At 70.9% G+C, this 13,131-nt stretch carries 13 protein-coding genes and 1 tRNA gene; 5 read left to right on the top strand and 9 right to left on the bottom strand.

The annotated features are described in order from the left end of the window. Positions 1–207: 207 nt before the first annotated feature. The 7 genes from argC to ACOFKX_RS06790 all read right to left on the bottom strand — a co-directional run bounded on the left by argC (position 208) and on the right by ACOFKX_RS06790 (position 6,867). Positions 208–1,158, bottom strand: a complete 951-nt coding sequence (gene argC, locus ACOFKX_RS06820; protein WP_419826285.1) for an N-acetyl-gamma-glutamyl-phosphate reductase — start codon at positions 1,156–1,158, stop codon at positions 208–210. Then, positions 1,155–1,916 (bottom strand): NlpC/P60 family protein, encoded by a 762-nt coding sequence (locus ACOFKX_RS06815; RefSeq protein ID WP_419826284.1) that lies wholly within the window; start codon positions 1,914–1,916, stop codon positions 1,155–1,157. The genes argC and ACOFKX_RS06815 overlap by 4 nt, the downstream gene beginning before the upstream one ends. A 91-nt stretch (positions 1,917–2,007) precedes the next feature. After that, entirely contained in the window at positions 2,008–2,334 is a 327-nt protein-coding gene (locus ACOFKX_RS06810; protein ID WP_419827368.1) for a MarR family transcriptional regulator, read from the bottom strand. Positions 2,335–2,457: 123 nt separating this feature from the next. After that, entirely contained in the window at positions 2,458–3,852 is a 1,395-nt protein-coding gene (locus ACOFKX_RS06805) for a leucyl aminopeptidase family protein (RefSeq protein ID WP_419826283.1), read from the bottom strand. 31 nt (positions 3,853–3,883) lie between these two features. After that, on the bottom strand, positions 3,884–5,257 hold the full coding sequence (gene rimO, locus ACOFKX_RS06800) for a 30S ribosomal protein S12 methylthiotransferase RimO (protein ID WP_419826282.1): 1,374 nt from the start codon (positions 5,255–5,257) through the stop codon (positions 3,884–3,886). Positions 5,258–5,302: 45 nt separating this feature from the next. Continuing rightward, positions 5,303–5,758 (bottom strand): Holliday junction resolvase RuvX, encoded by a 456-nt coding sequence (gene ruvX / locus ACOFKX_RS06795; RefSeq protein WP_419826281.1) that lies wholly within the window; start codon positions 5,756–5,758, stop codon positions 5,303–5,305. Continuing rightward, complete coding sequence (locus ACOFKX_RS06790; RefSeq protein WP_419826280.1) at positions 5,755–6,867, bottom strand: DUF3089 domain-containing protein; 1,113 nt, start codon at positions 6,865–6,867, stop codon at positions 5,755–5,757. The genes ruvX and ACOFKX_RS06790 overlap by 4 nt, the downstream gene beginning before the upstream one ends. A gap of 59 nt (positions 6,868–6,926) precedes the next feature. Between ACOFKX_RS06790 and gatC the strand changes: the two genes are divergently transcribed. From gatC to gatB, 3 genes are read left to right on the top strand one after another with little or no spacing between them, the layout of a single operon-like run. Beyond that, positions 6,927–7,214, top strand: coding sequence for an Asp-tRNA(Asn)/Glu-tRNA(Gln) amidotransferase subunit GatC (gatC, locus tag ACOFKX_RS06785; protein WP_419826279.1), 288 nt, complete (start codon positions 6,927–6,929; stop codon positions 7,212–7,214). After that, positions 7,211–8,701, top strand: a complete 1,491-nt coding sequence (gatA, locus tag ACOFKX_RS06780; RefSeq protein WP_419826278.1) for an Asp-tRNA(Asn)/Glu-tRNA(Gln) amidotransferase subunit GatA — start codon at positions 7,211–7,213, stop codon at positions 8,699–8,701. The genes gatC and gatA overlap by 4 nt, the downstream gene beginning before the upstream one ends. Position 8,702: 1 nt before the next feature. Continuing rightward, complete coding sequence (gene gatB / locus ACOFKX_RS06775; RefSeq protein ID WP_419826277.1) at positions 8,703–10,160, top strand: Asp-tRNA(Asn)/Glu-tRNA(Gln) amidotransferase subunit GatB; 1,458 nt, start codon at positions 8,703–8,705, stop codon at positions 10,158–10,160. A 4-nt stretch (positions 10,161–10,164) separates the two neighbouring features. Here the strand turns inward: gatB and ACOFKX_RS06770 are convergent, their stop codons facing one another. Continuing rightward, entirely contained in the window at positions 10,165–11,052 is an 888-nt protein-coding gene (locus tag ACOFKX_RS06770; protein WP_419826276.1) for an aldose 1-epimerase family protein, read from the bottom strand. An 8-nt stretch (positions 11,053–11,060) separates the two neighbouring features. Further along, a complete protein-coding gene (locus tag ACOFKX_RS06765; RefSeq protein ID WP_419826275.1) occupies positions 11,061–11,240 on the bottom strand; it encodes a hypothetical protein in 180 nt (59 codons plus the stop codon). 109 nt (positions 11,241–11,349) lie between these two features. On the opposite strand from ACOFKX_RS06765, the gene ACOFKX_RS06760 reads away from it, so the two are divergent. Beyond that, positions 11,350–11,434 (top strand) — tRNA-Leu (locus tag ACOFKX_RS06760). 58 nt (positions 11,435–11,492) lie between these two features. Beyond that, positions 11,493–13,112 carry a trigger factor gene (gene tig, locus ACOFKX_RS06755; RefSeq protein ID WP_419826274.1) on the top strand — a complete coding sequence of 540 codons (1,620 nt, stop codon included), beginning with the start codon at positions 11,493–11,495 and terminating at the stop codon, positions 13,110–13,112. Positions 13,113–13,131: the final 19 nt, after the last annotated feature.

Below are 13,131 nucleotides of genomic sequence, written 5' to 3'. Positions count from 1 at the left end.
GCCACCAGGAGGTGGTGCGCTCGCGACGCCGCGAGCAGCGTTTGCTCGAGTTCCGCCCAGAGTTCGGCTTGGTTCGAGCAACAGCTTAGATAGGTGTGCCGCCGTTCCGGCGTCTCCGCAGCTGTCTGCCCGGGTGCCAAGCTGACCTGGTGAAGCCGTGTTCCGGCTCATTGCGGGCGAGCTGTCCTTCGGGTTCTCGCGCGTCGCTCAGAGCCGCAAGCCTGCCGTCTCGGGCAGGCCTACCATCAGATTCAAGTTCTGGACGGCGCCGCCGCCCGCGCCCTTGCCGAGATTGTCGAGCGCCGCGACGAGGCGGACATGCCCCGCCGTCTCGTCGGCGAAGACGAACAAGGCCAGCCTGTCGGTTCCCGCGACATGCTCGATCGTCAGCGCGGCGAGCGCCGGCTCGATGCCCCGGCTCGCCACCGACACGAGCGCCGAGCCTTGGTAGGCGTCGGCGAGCGCGGCGTGGATGTCGCGCGCCGACGTGCCGTCCCTGCACAGGGCCAAGTGCAGCGGCACCTCCACGATCATCCCACGATAGGTCCGCGCTACCGCGGGCGCGAAGATGGGCGCCACGCCCAGCCCGGCGTGCACGCGCATCTCCGGCACATGCTTGTGGCCCAGCGCCAAGCCGTAGATCCGGAAGGCCGTGTCGGTCGCGCCCGCCGATCCCGCTTCCTCGAACGCCGCGATCATTGCCTTGCCTCCGCCCGAGTAGCCGGAGGTCGCGTGAACGGTGAGCGGCGCCGTGGCCGGCACCAGCCCGGCGCGGACCAGCGGCGCCACCAGCGCGAGGAAGCCGGTGGGATAGCAGCCCGGGTTCGATACGCGCGAGGACGCCGCGATCGCTTCGCGTGCTCCCGGCGCCAGTTCCGCAAAGCCGTAGGCCCAGGATGGATCTGTGCGGTGCGCGGTGGAGGCGTCGATGATGCGCACCGCCAGGTCGGCGGCCATGCGCGCCGCCGCCCTGGCCGCATCATCCGGCAGGCAGAGAACCGCGACGTCGGCGGCGGCAAGCGCATCGCCCCGCGCCTTGTCGTCCTTGCGACGGTCGTCCGAGAGCAGGCTGAGCGCGATCTCCGGGCGGTCGCGCAGGCGCTCGACGATCTCGAGCCCGGTCGTGCCGGCACCGCCGTCGACGAAGACGCGGATCATGCGAGCCGCCGCGCCCTCGCCGTCCCCCGGTCGGGCAGGCGTGCGAGCATGGCGGCGATCGGCTCGCTGACCGTCGCCATCCAATGCGCGTTGGCGTGGACGACCGTATCATGATCCGCGGCGATCGCCACGTGACCCGGTAGGAAGATCAGGTCGCCACGCCGCAATCCGCCGTCTAGCAGCACCTCATGATCAAGGGCGGCACGCTGCTGATCGCTGTCGCGCGGCAGCGCGACGCCGCAGAGCGCGTGCGCGAGCTGGACCAGTCCCGAGCAGTCGATGCCGTCGCCTGATCGCCCGCCCCAGCGATAAGGCGTGCCGATGAGGCGCGCCGCGACCGCCACGGGGTCGGTCTCCGGGCGTTCGAGCGGCTGGGCATGGCGATGGTGAACGAAGCCGTCGGCGGTCTCCAGGAAATCACCCGCCTTGGCCGTCACCATTAGCCTCGCGCCCATCGGCAGGCGCGCGGAAACAGGGCTCTTGATATCGGGCGCGGCGAACACCAGCGCGGCCGGTGCCGTGACGACGTGGCTCGGCGCCATCGTCGCGCCGAGCGCGGCGACGGGCACGTAGCCGACGTAGGCGTCGTGACGGCAGAAGCCCCAGGCCCACTCGCCGCCGCAGTCCACCATCGCGAACGTCTCGCCGAGCAGAAGTTCGGAGGTGGCGGGCGCATCGTGCGAAGGCGAGGCGCGGATCGCGACGCGGGGCACCGTGCAGCCATGGTCGAGCGGGAGGGCGTAATGCGGTGCGATCACGCGATCGGCCAATGCCACGTCAGCGATGTCGCGCCGTACGGCGTGCACGCGCCTGTCTAGCTGAACCGATGGTCCGGTGAGGCTGAACCGATCAGGCGCTGCCGCGTACGAGGAGCGGTCGCCGCCGCTCCTTGCCGCCGATGAAGCGCCTGAAGCCTTCAAGAAATTCCGCTCCTAGGGTCGTGCGCGTGACGAAGATGTTGCGCCGGTCGCGCTCGTCGCGCTCACGCCGGAGATAGCCGAGCCGCCCGAGCGTGTTCAAGGCGCGCGTGACGACCGGTTTCGAGACACCGAGGATCGAGGCCAGCCCGCGCACGGTATGCGGTCCGTCGGTGCGGTAGACGAGCAGCAGCAGCGCCATCTGCCGGTTGGTGAGATCGGGCTGGCCCGAGCGGACGTAGGCGACCAGCGTCTCCATCCAGCCCAGCAGAGTATCTGTCCGCACGCTGATGTCCCATGCTCTCCGCGGCCCGGTGGAAGCCACGGATTGCACGGGAAAACACGCCAGCGCGCGCTTCGTTTCACCGCCGCCCGAGAATGGTTAACGCGATGCCGGAGGGTAGCGGCGGATGAGCATCGTCCAGGCCGCGCGCAGCCCAAGCGCCTCTCCACCCTTTGGCCTGCCGGGTCTTGCGACCGGCATCCACGCGAAGGTGTCGAGGTGCGCCCAGGGCGTCGTCGCCGGCACGAAGCGTTCGAGGAAGAGCGCGGCGGTGATGCTGCCGGCGAAACCGCCTTCGGGCGAGTTATTGAGATCGGCCACGTCGGACTTCAGCATGTCGCGGTAACCTGGCCACAGCGGCAGCCGCCACAGCGGATCGCCCGCCGCCGCGCCGGCTTCGGTGAGTTCCGCCGCCACCGCATCGTCGTTGGCGAACAGCGCGGGCAGTTCGGGGCCGAGCGCGACACGCGCGGCGCCGGTGAGCGTCGCGAAGTCAAGGATCAGCGCGGGCTTGTCCTCGCCCGCGAGGCTGAGTGCGTCGGCGAGGATCAGGCGACCCTCGGCGTCGGTGTTGGCGATCTCGACGCTGAGGCCGCCGCGCGACCGCAGGATGTCGCCCGGCCGAATCGCGTCACCGGCGATCGCGTTCTCCACCGCCGGGATCAGCAATCGCAAGCGAATCGGCAGCCTCGTGCCCATGACGAGATCGGCGAGCGCCAGCGCGTGGGCGGCACCGCCCATGTCCTTCTTCATCAGCCGCATTCCCGTCGACGGCTTGATGTCGAGCCCGCCGGTATCGAAACAGACGCCTTTGCCGATCACCGTGACGGCTGGGTTGGCGGCATCGCCCCATTCCAGCTCGATCAGGCGCGGACCGCGCTCCGCAACCGCCGCGCGGCCAACGGCGGCGATCATCGGGAAGCCACTCTCCAGCGCGTCGCCCCGGATCACGCGGGTGCTGGCGCCGTGACGATTGGCTACCCTCTCGACCGCGGCCTGGAGTTCGGCGGGCCCCATGTCGTTGGCCGGCGTGTCGACGAGATCGCGCACCAGCGCCACCGCCTGCGCCATTCGCACCGCCTCTTCGACATGGGCGGGATCGGCGGAGAACAGCACGCGTTTGCCGCGTGGATCGGGGTCGGCGCGGTAGCGATCGAGCCTGTGCTGCGCCGTCAGCCAGCCCAGCATCGCCGAGGCGGGCACCGCCTCAGACAGGCGGTAATGCCCCTCGACCAGCTTGGCGGCGGCAGGCGCGAGGTCATAGGGGCCGAGCTCCTCCGGCACGCCGAGCAGGCCGGACCAGTCGTCGGCGCGCTGCCCCGGGATCAGCGCGAACTGGCCGGGCCTGGCGCGGAAGTCGCTCGCCGCGACGACCGCGCGCACGCGCTCGGGCTGCGCGGTCAACCACTCGTCGAAGCGATCGGCGCGGACGAGCTGGACGACGTGCGCGGGCTGACCGCGATCGGGAAGGAGGAGCGCGGAAAAGTCTGTCATGCCGCAGCGTTATCGCCTGGCGGCAGCGCCGTCACGCCTCGTCCCGTGCCCGCAACGGGACACCGAAGAGATCATGTTCGTCGGCATCCTCGATCGCCACGGCCACGATGTCGCCGGGCGCGAGATGGCCGGCGTCGCGCAGGTGCACCTCGCCGTCGATCTCGGGCGCGTCGGCCTGCGAGCGGCCCGACGCGCCTTCGCCGTCGACGCGGTCGACGATGACCTCCAGCGTGCGCCCGATCTTGGCGGTGAGCTTGTCCGCCGAGATCGCCGCCGTGCGCTCCATCAGCCGCGCGTAGCGTTCCTCCTTCACCGCCTCGGCCACCGCGCCTGGCAGGTCGTTGGCGGCGGCGCCGGCGACGGGCTCGAAGCGGAAGGCGCCCACCCGATCCAGCCGCGCCTCGTCCAGCCACTGGAGGAGATAGTCGAAGTCGGCCTCGGTTTCGCCGGGAAAGCCGACGACGAAGGTGGAGCGGATCGCGATGTCCGGGCAGATCGCGCGCCAGCGGGCGAGGCGCTCCAGCACCTTGGCGTCATTGGCCGGTCGCTTCATCGCGCGCAGCACGGACGGACTGGCGTGCTGGAACGGAATGTCGAGATACGGCAGCACGAGACCCTCGGCCATCAGCGGGATCACCTGATCGACGTGCGGGTAGGGATACACGTAGTGGAGCCTCACCCATGCCCCCAGCCGCCCCAGTTCGCGCGCGAGATCGGTCATGTGCGCGCGCACCGCGCCGCCGGCCTTGAGCGGGTACTCGGCGTGGCGCAGGTCCAGCCCGTAGGCGGACGTGTCCTGACTGATGACGAGCAGCTCGCGCGTGCCCGCCTCGACCAGCTTCTCCGCCTCTCGCAGGATCGCGTCGGGGCGGCGGCTGACGAGATCGCCGCGCAGCTGCGGGATGATGCAGAAGGCGCAGCGATGATTGCAGCCCTCCGAGATCTTCAGGTAGCTGTAGTGGCGCGGCGTGAGCTTGAGGCCCGTTAATTCGGCGACGGGCTCCACGGCGCCGCCCGGCACGAGATCGAGGTATGGCGAAGGAGGCACCGGCGCCGCCTCGCGCACCGCGCCGACCACCTGCTCATATTGGTGCGCGCCGGTGACGGCGAGCACGGCCGGGAAGCGCGAGCGGATGGCGTCCGCCTCCTGGCCCATGCAGCCGGTGACGATGACGCGGCCGTTCTCGGCGATCGCCTCGCCGATCGCCTCCAGGCTCTCCTCCTTCGCCGAGTCGAGGAAGCCGCAGGTGTTGACCAGCACGACATCGGCGCCGGTATAGTCGGCAGACATGGCGTAGCCGTCCGCGCGCAGGCGAGTGAGAATGCGTTCCGAATCGACGAGGTTCTTCGGACAGCCGAGCGACACCATGCCGACCTTGGGCGGGGAGGGGAGGACGCGGGCCATGGATGGCCGGGCAGATAGGCGCGGCAAGCCGCTCGCGCTACTGCCTCACGCCATCGCGTCAATCGCGCCCTGGAGGATGTAGGCGGCCGCCATCTTGTCGACGAGCTCGGCGCGCCGTGCGCGCGACGCGTCGGCGGCGATCAGCGTGCGGGTGACGGCGGCGGTGGACCAGCGTTCGTCCCACAGCAGGATCGGCAGCGAGAGGGGGCCGAGATTGCGCGCGAACTGGCGCACCGCCTGCGTGCGCGGGCTGTCCGTCCCGTCCATGTTGAGCGGTAGCCCGACGACGAGGCCGGCCAGCCGCTGGTCTCGCGAGACGCGGGTCAGCGCCGCCAAGTCGGCTGCGAACCGCGTGCGGCGGATCGTCTCGGCGGGCGACGCGATCGTCCAGCTCGCGTCGCAGTAGGCGGCGCCAATCGTCCTGGTGCCGACATCGAGCCCTGCCAGCCGCCCGCGCATCGGCAACGCGTCGCGGAACGCGAGGGCGGAGGCGTGGATCAACGCTTGGCGAACGCCGCCAGCCGGCGCGCGGCGTCGGCGCGGACGTTCGCCCAGAACAGCGCGTAATCGAAGACGTGATAATTGTTGCCGGGCAGCACCGCCACGCCATAGCCGCCCGGCGGCGGCCCGATCGAGAGCAGCCCGTCGTTGCGGCAGCGCGCCGGCACGAACCCGCGCACCAGCGTCGCGCCCTGATAGCCCGCGTCCGGCACCAGCGCGCCGGCGTTGGCGGAGGCCGGCGCGGCGCCGTCTCGCGCGCCGGTCAGCGGGTTGGTGCAGAGCGGCGGCGTGCCCTTGCGCGAGTGGCCGGTGAGCCCCGGCGTCGCCTCGTAGCGGACGCGGAGCTGGCTCGCCTCGGCGGGTTCGGCGAAGCTCTGCCAGGAAAGCACGCATCCGGTATCGGCGGGCGCGACGCAGGCGGGCAGGCCGAGCGCGGGCAGGTCGCTGGCGACCGAGATCGGCCAACCCACCGCATAGGCCGCGACGATCCGCCTCGCCGACGGCGTCCCTCTCACCTGCTCGGCGAGCAGCCGGATGAGGTGGAAGCTGCCCTGGCTGTGCCCGGCGAGGATCAGCGGCGCGTCGGCCGGCGCCTGCGCCAGGAACGCCTTCCACGCCCGCACCACGTCGGCATAGGCGAGATCGAGCGCGCGCGCCGCGTCCGGCTTGTCGGTGAGGAAGGCGCCCACCGTCGCCTGGCGGTAGCGGGGCGCCCAGACGCGGCCCACGCCCGAGAAGATGCTGGCATCGCCGGACAGGATCACGCGCGTGCGCGCGTCCGCCTCGGGATCGTCGTAGCGCGCGTTCCAGTGGCCGCGATCGAGATAGGTGGTGGGCGGCACGAAGAAGATCGCCGCCGGCCCCGGAGCGACGCGGGCGACGCCGGGCGGCAGCCACAGCGCGGGATCGCTCCGCGTCCCCGGCCGCGACACCCAGGCTTCGGGCCGCGCATAGTCCGGCGCGCCGGCGGCGGGCGGCGGCGCGAACGCGACCGACGGCACCAGCGCGGCGCGCATCAGGTCGGGCGCGAAGAGGCTCCACAGCAGGCCGGCGCCGAGCAGCAGCACGATGCCGGCTGCGACGACGTAGAGGAAGCGACGGGCGAGCACGTCCGTCTCCTAGCCGCGCTCGGTTGCGCCGCCCACCCCTCCGATGGTAGCCGCGCGACATGTCCGTCGATACCGATACCGTCGCCAAGGTGGCGACCCTCGCGCGCATCGCGCTGGGCGAGGGCGAGGCGCAGGCGCTGGTGCCCGAGCTCAACGCCATACTGGGCTGGATCGACCAGCTCGGAGAGGTCGACACGGCGGGGGTGGAGCCGCTCGCCGCCGTCGTCGCGATGCGGCTGCGCCTGCGCGACGATGTCGTGACCGACGGCGGCATCCGCGATGCGGTGCTGGCGAACGCGCCGGCGCCCGAGCACGGCTTCTTCGGCGTTCCCAAGGTGATCGAGTGACGACCTCAGACGATCTGACCGGGCTCGGCATCGCCGCCATCCGCGACGGCGTGCGCAGCGGCGCCTTCTCGGGCCGCGAGGTGGCCGACGCCTTCGTGGCCGCCGTCGAGAAGGGTCGCCCGCTCAACGCCTTCCTGGTCGAGACGCCGGATCATGCGATCGCGGCGGGCGAGGAGGCGGATCGCGCCCGCACGCAGGGCGAGCTTCGGCCGCTGTCGGGCGTCCCGCTCGGGATCAAGGACCTGTTCTGCACGCGCGGCGTCGAGACGACGGCGGCGAGCGGCATCCTCAAGGGCTTCGTGCCACCCTATGAGAGCCATATCACCGGGCGGTTGTTCGGGGCCGGCGCGGGGATGCTCGGCAAGCTCAACATGGACCAGTTCGCGATGGGCTCGTCCAACGAGACTTCGGCGTTCGGGAACGTGTTGTCGCCGTGGCGGCGCAACGACGGCGGCAATGCCCCGCTGGCGCCGGGCGGCTCGTCGGGCGGCTCGTCGGCGGCAGTGGCGGCGCGCATGGCTCCGGGGGCGACCGGCACCGACACCGGCGGCTCGATCCGCCAGCCCGCCGCCTTCACCGGCATCACGGGCATCAAGCCCACCTACGGTCGCTGTTCGCGATGGGGCGTGATCGCCTTCGCCTCCTCGCTCGATCAGGCGGGACCCATGGCGCGGGATGTCACCGACTGCGCGATCCTTTTGGAGCAGATGGCGGGCTTCGATCCGCGCGACGCGACCTCGCTCGATCTCCCGGTTCCCGCCTGGGAAATGGGTCTGTCTGGCGATCTCACGGGCAAGCGCATCGGCATTCCCGACGAGTACCGCATGGACGGCATGCCGGCGGAGATCGAGGCGCTGTGGCAGCGCGGGATCGGGTGGGCGCGGGACGCCGGCGCCGAGATCGTCGAGGTCTCGCTGCCGCATACGCGCTACGCGCTGCCGACCTACTACATCATCGCGCCCGCCGAGGCCTCGTCCAACCTCGCCCGCTACGACGGCGTGCGCTATGGCTTGCGCGACTTAGCCGAGGGCGCCAACCTCCAGCAGATGTACGCCGCGACGCGCGCGGATGGCTTCGGCGCCGAGGTGCGGCGGCGGATCATGATTGGCACTTACGTCCTGTCCGCGGGCTATTACGACGCCTACTTCACCAAGGCGCAGAAGGTGCGCGCGCTGATCGTCCGCGACTTCGAGGAGGCTTGGGCCAGGTGCGACCTGCTGCTGACGCCGACCGCGCCGAGCGCCGCCTTCGCGCTCGGCGAGAAGAGCGCGGACCCGCTGGCGATGTACCTCAACGACGTCTTCACCGTGCCCTCGTCGCTCGCCGGGCTGCCCGCGATGTCGGTGCCAGGCGGGCTGGACGCTCAGGGCCTGCCGCTGGGCCTCCAGATCATCGGCCGCGCGCTCGACGAGCAGGGCGTTCTGAACGCCGGCCTCGCGATCGAGCAGCGCGCCGGCTTCGTCGCGCGTCCGGAGGCGTGGTGGTGACATGAGCGAGTATCGCATCCAGGGCGCGACGGGCGAGTGGGAGGTCGTGATCGGCCTGGAGGTCCACGCGCAGGTGTCGTCGAACGCCAAGCTGTTCTCGGGCGCCGCTACCGCCTTCGGCGCGGAGCCCAACACGCAGGTGAGCCTCGTCGACGCGGCGATGCCCGGCATGCTGCCCGTGCCCAACCGCGAGTGCATCCGCCAGGCGGTGCGTACCGGCATGGCGGTCAGCGCCGCGATCAACCGCTGGAGCCGCTTCGACCGCAAGAACTATTTTTACGCGGATTTGCCGCAGGGCTACCAGATCTCGCAGCTCTATCACCCGCTGGTTGGCGAAGGTGCGATCGACATCGAGCCGGAAGGGGCCGAGCCCAAGACAATCGGCATCGAGCGCATCCACGTCGAGCAGGACGCGGGCAAGCTGATGCACGATCAACACCCGACGATGAGCTATGTCGACCTCAACCGATCGGGCGTGGCGCTGATGGAGATCGTCTCGCGTCCCGACATGCGATCGCCCGCCGAGGCAGGCGCCTATCTGCGCAAGCTGCGCGCGATCCTGCGCTACGTCGGCTCGTGCGACGGCAACATGGAGCAGGGCTCGATGCGCGCCGACGTGAACGTCAGCGTGCGCAAGGTCGGCCAGCCCTTCGGCACGCGCACCGAGACCAAGAACGTCAACTCGGTCCGCTTCGTGGAGGCCGCGATCGCGCACGAGGCACGCCGCCAGGTGGAGGTGCTGGAGGACGGCGGCGCGATCGTCCAAGAGACGCGGCTGTTCGATCCCGATCGGGGTGTCACGCGCTCGATGCGCTCCAAGGAGGACGCGCACGACTATCGCTACTTCCCCGATCCGGACCTGCTGCCGCTGGAGCTGGACGACGCCTTCCTCGACGAGTGCCGGGCGAGCCTGCCCGAGCTGCCCGACGCCAAGCGCCGCCGCTACGAGGAAGGGCTGGGGCTCACCTCCTACAATGCCGACGTCCTCACCGCCGACGTCGAGACGGCGCGCTGGTTCGAGGCGCTGCTGGCGGAAGGCGCGGAGCCGGTACGCGCCGCCAACTGGGTGACGGGCGAGCTGTTCGGCGCGCTGAACCGGCTTGGCAAAGGCATCGAGGAGAGCCCGGTGTCGCCCGTGCGCGCCGCCGGCCTGCTCGCGCTCGTTGCCGACGGCACGCTGTCGGGCAGTCTCGCCAAGCAGGTGTTCGAGGCGATGCTGGAGACCGGCGACGACGCTGCCGCGATCGTCGAGGCGCGCGGGCTCAGACAGACCAGCGACACCGGCGCGATCGAGGCTGAGATCGCCAAGGTGCTCGCCGCTAATCCGGACAAGGTGGCCGATTACCGTGGCGGCAAGGACAAGCTGTTCGGCTTCTTCGTCGGACAGGCGATGCGCGCGATGGGCGGCAAGGCGAACCCGGCGGTGGTCAACGAGCTGCTCAGGAAGGCGCTGGGCTGATCGCTCAGATCAGCGGTACGCCGAAGGTCAGGCTCATCGCGTAGGATTTCGCCTCTCCCGGCGCGAGCGTGGCGACGCCGGGTTTGTCGGCGAACTGGCCGGCGAAGCCTTCCTCGTCGGCGTGGCTGTGCCACGGCTCGATGCAGAGATAGCCCGCGCCGGGCTTGGTCCAGATGCCGAGCATCGGCATGTCGGCGAAGTCGACGCGCACGCCGGGCTCGTCCGCCACGCCGAAGCACAAGCTGCGTGAGGCGGGTCGATCCCAGACCAGCGCGTCATGCTCGAACAGCGCGTCGCGCAGGTGGAGTTCGTTGTCGTGGACAGGCGTGGGGCGCGGCGCGGCGGCGATCAGGCCGTCGGCCGAGATCGCGCGCAACGCTCCGGGCTCGTCCGCGTCGAAGCGGACGATGTGGTCGAACCGCGATGCGGCGCCGGTGCCGGGCAGCGGCCAGCGCAGCGCCGGGTGGAAGCCGAACCCAACGGGCATCGGCTCCTCGCCTTGGTTGGACACCTCCGCCGCGATCGTCAGCGTCGCGCCGTCGAGCCGGTGCGTGACGTCGAGCCGGAACGCGAACGGATAGACGGCTCGCGTCGCGTCGCTCGCCTCCAGCCGGAAGCTGGCATGCGCCTCGTCGGCGTCGGTCGCCGTGAAGTCGCTGTCGCGCGCGAAGCCGTGCTTGCCGAGCGCCGTGCGGCGATCGCCGAAGCGCGCGCCGTCCGCCGTCACGCCGACCGTGGGGAACAGGATCGGCGCGCGTCCCGTCCACCAGCGCGGATCACCGTCCCACAGCCAGTCGCGGCCGTCCGCGTCGGTGACGGACTGGAGTTCGGCGCCGCGCGTCGACACGGTGACGGTCAGCGCGTCGGAGCGGAGCGTGACGAGGTCGGCCACGCGCCCGCTCAGTCGTCCTGCTCGTGCGCGGTGCCGCCGGTGCCGCCCGTGCCGCCGGGCGTGCCCGCGTCCTCCTGCGGCGAACGGTCGTTCTTCACCGCCGCCGGTTCGCTCTCGTCCTCGATCCTGTCGAGGCGCTGGCGATCGGGCTGCGGCGCGCGATCGTGTTCGTATTTGTCGTCCGCCATGATGCTCTCCCTGGGCTCCGCCGCCCAAACGTTCCGCAGCGCGCTCGGGTCCGCTTGCCCTCGTGCGCGCGCCTGCTATAGCCGCGATCCGACCGGCGACGGATCGATCGCGGGCGTGGCGGAACTGGTAGACGCGCCGGATTTAGGTTCCGGTATCGCAAGATGTGGGGGTTCGAGTCCCTTCGCCCGCACCAGCCACCCGTCGCCCCGGGGCTCGGTGCCGCCGCCTCTCCCGATTCGAGAAGGCCGACCATGCAGACTGTCGAGACGTTGAACGAGGGGCTGAAGCGCGCCTACCGGCTGACCATCCCGGCCGGTGAGATCGCCGCCCGCGTGGACTCGCAGGTCGGCAAGGTGGCGCCGCAGATCAAGATGCCGGGCTTCCGCCCCGGAAAGGTGCCCGCCAACCTCGTCCGCAAGATGCACGGCCCGCAGCTTCGCCAGGAGGCGCTCAACGCCGCCGTGCAGGAGGGCGTGCAGGCGCTGATCAAGGAGAACGGCTTCCGCCCCGCGATGGCGCCCGCGGTCGATCTCGACGAGGGCTATGAGGATGGCGGCGACGCCGACGTGGCGGTGAGCCTGGAGATCCTCCCCGACGTGCCCGCCCCGCAGATCGAAGGGCTGACGCTGGAGCGGCTGACGGTCGCCGCCGACGAGGCCAAGATCGACGAGCAGATCGCCGAGCTGGCCAAGTCGCAGAAGCGCCACGACGCCGCGTCCGAGGATCACGCCGCCGGCGAGGGCGACCTCGTCGTCATGGATTATCGCGGCACGGTGGACGGCGTCGCGTTCGAGGGCGGCACCGGCGAGGGGATGTCGGTGGAGCTCGGCTCCGGCCGGCTCATCCCCGGCTTCGAGGAGCAGCTCACGGGCGTGAAGGCGGGCGAGGCGCGCACGCTCGACGTCACCTTCCCGGCCGATTACGGCGCCAAGGAGTTGGCGGGAAAGGCCGCGCAGTTCGATGTCACCGTCACCGAGGTGAAGGTGCCGGGCGAGATGGTGATCGGCGACGAGTTCGCGAAGGCGCTCGGCCTCGACAGCCTCGATACGCTCAGGAACCTGATCCGCGGACAGCAGGAGCAGGAGCTGAACGGGCTGACGCGCACGCACATGAAGCGCAAGCTTCTCGATCAGCTCGCCGCCGGCCATGACTTCCCCGTGCCGCCCTCGATGGTCGACGCCGAGTTCGAGCAGATCTGGCGCCAGCTCGAACATGAGGCGACGCACGAGGCCGACGTGGAGGCGGCGAAGGCCGAGCTGGAGAAGGATCGCGACGATTATCGCGCGATCGCCGAGCGGCGCGTGCGCCTCGGCCTGCTGCTCTCCGAGATCGGGCAGGCGAACGGCATCGAGGTCACGGCGCAGGAGATGCAGCGGCTGATCGCGCAGGCGGCGCAGCAGTATCAGCCCAAGGATCGCGAGCGCTTCGCGCAATATGTCGCGCAGGAGCCGATGGCCGCGGCCCAGCTCCGCGCGCCGCTCTACGAGGACAAGGTCGTCGATTTCCTGTTCGGGAAGGCCGAGGTCAGCGACCGCGCGACGACCCGCGAGGAGCTGGAGGCCGCGATCGAATCGGAAGACGGCTTCGCGACCGGTACGCACCGCCACGAGCATCATGACCACGATCACGGCCATCACGACCATGATCATGACCACGCCGCGCACGACCATGACCACGACCATGCGCACGACCACGATCACGACCACGCGCAGGACGAGGGTGTCGCTGCCGAGGCGGCGAAGGCGGAGGTGCCGAAGAAGCCGCGCGCGAAGAAGGCGCAGGCCGAGGCGACAGAGGCCGCACCCGGCGAGGAGCAGGCTGCGGCCAAGCCGAAGGCGAAGCGCGCCCGCAAGGCCGAGGAACAGGCCTGAGCGAGCCCGGCGGCGCGGC

Source organism: Sphingomonas sp., assembly GCF_965200105.1.
GTDB lineage: Bacteria > Pseudomonadota > Alphaproteobacteria > Sphingomonadales > Sphingomonadaceae > Solisphingomonas.
This window is presented reverse-complemented; position numbering and strand designations above follow the sequence as displayed.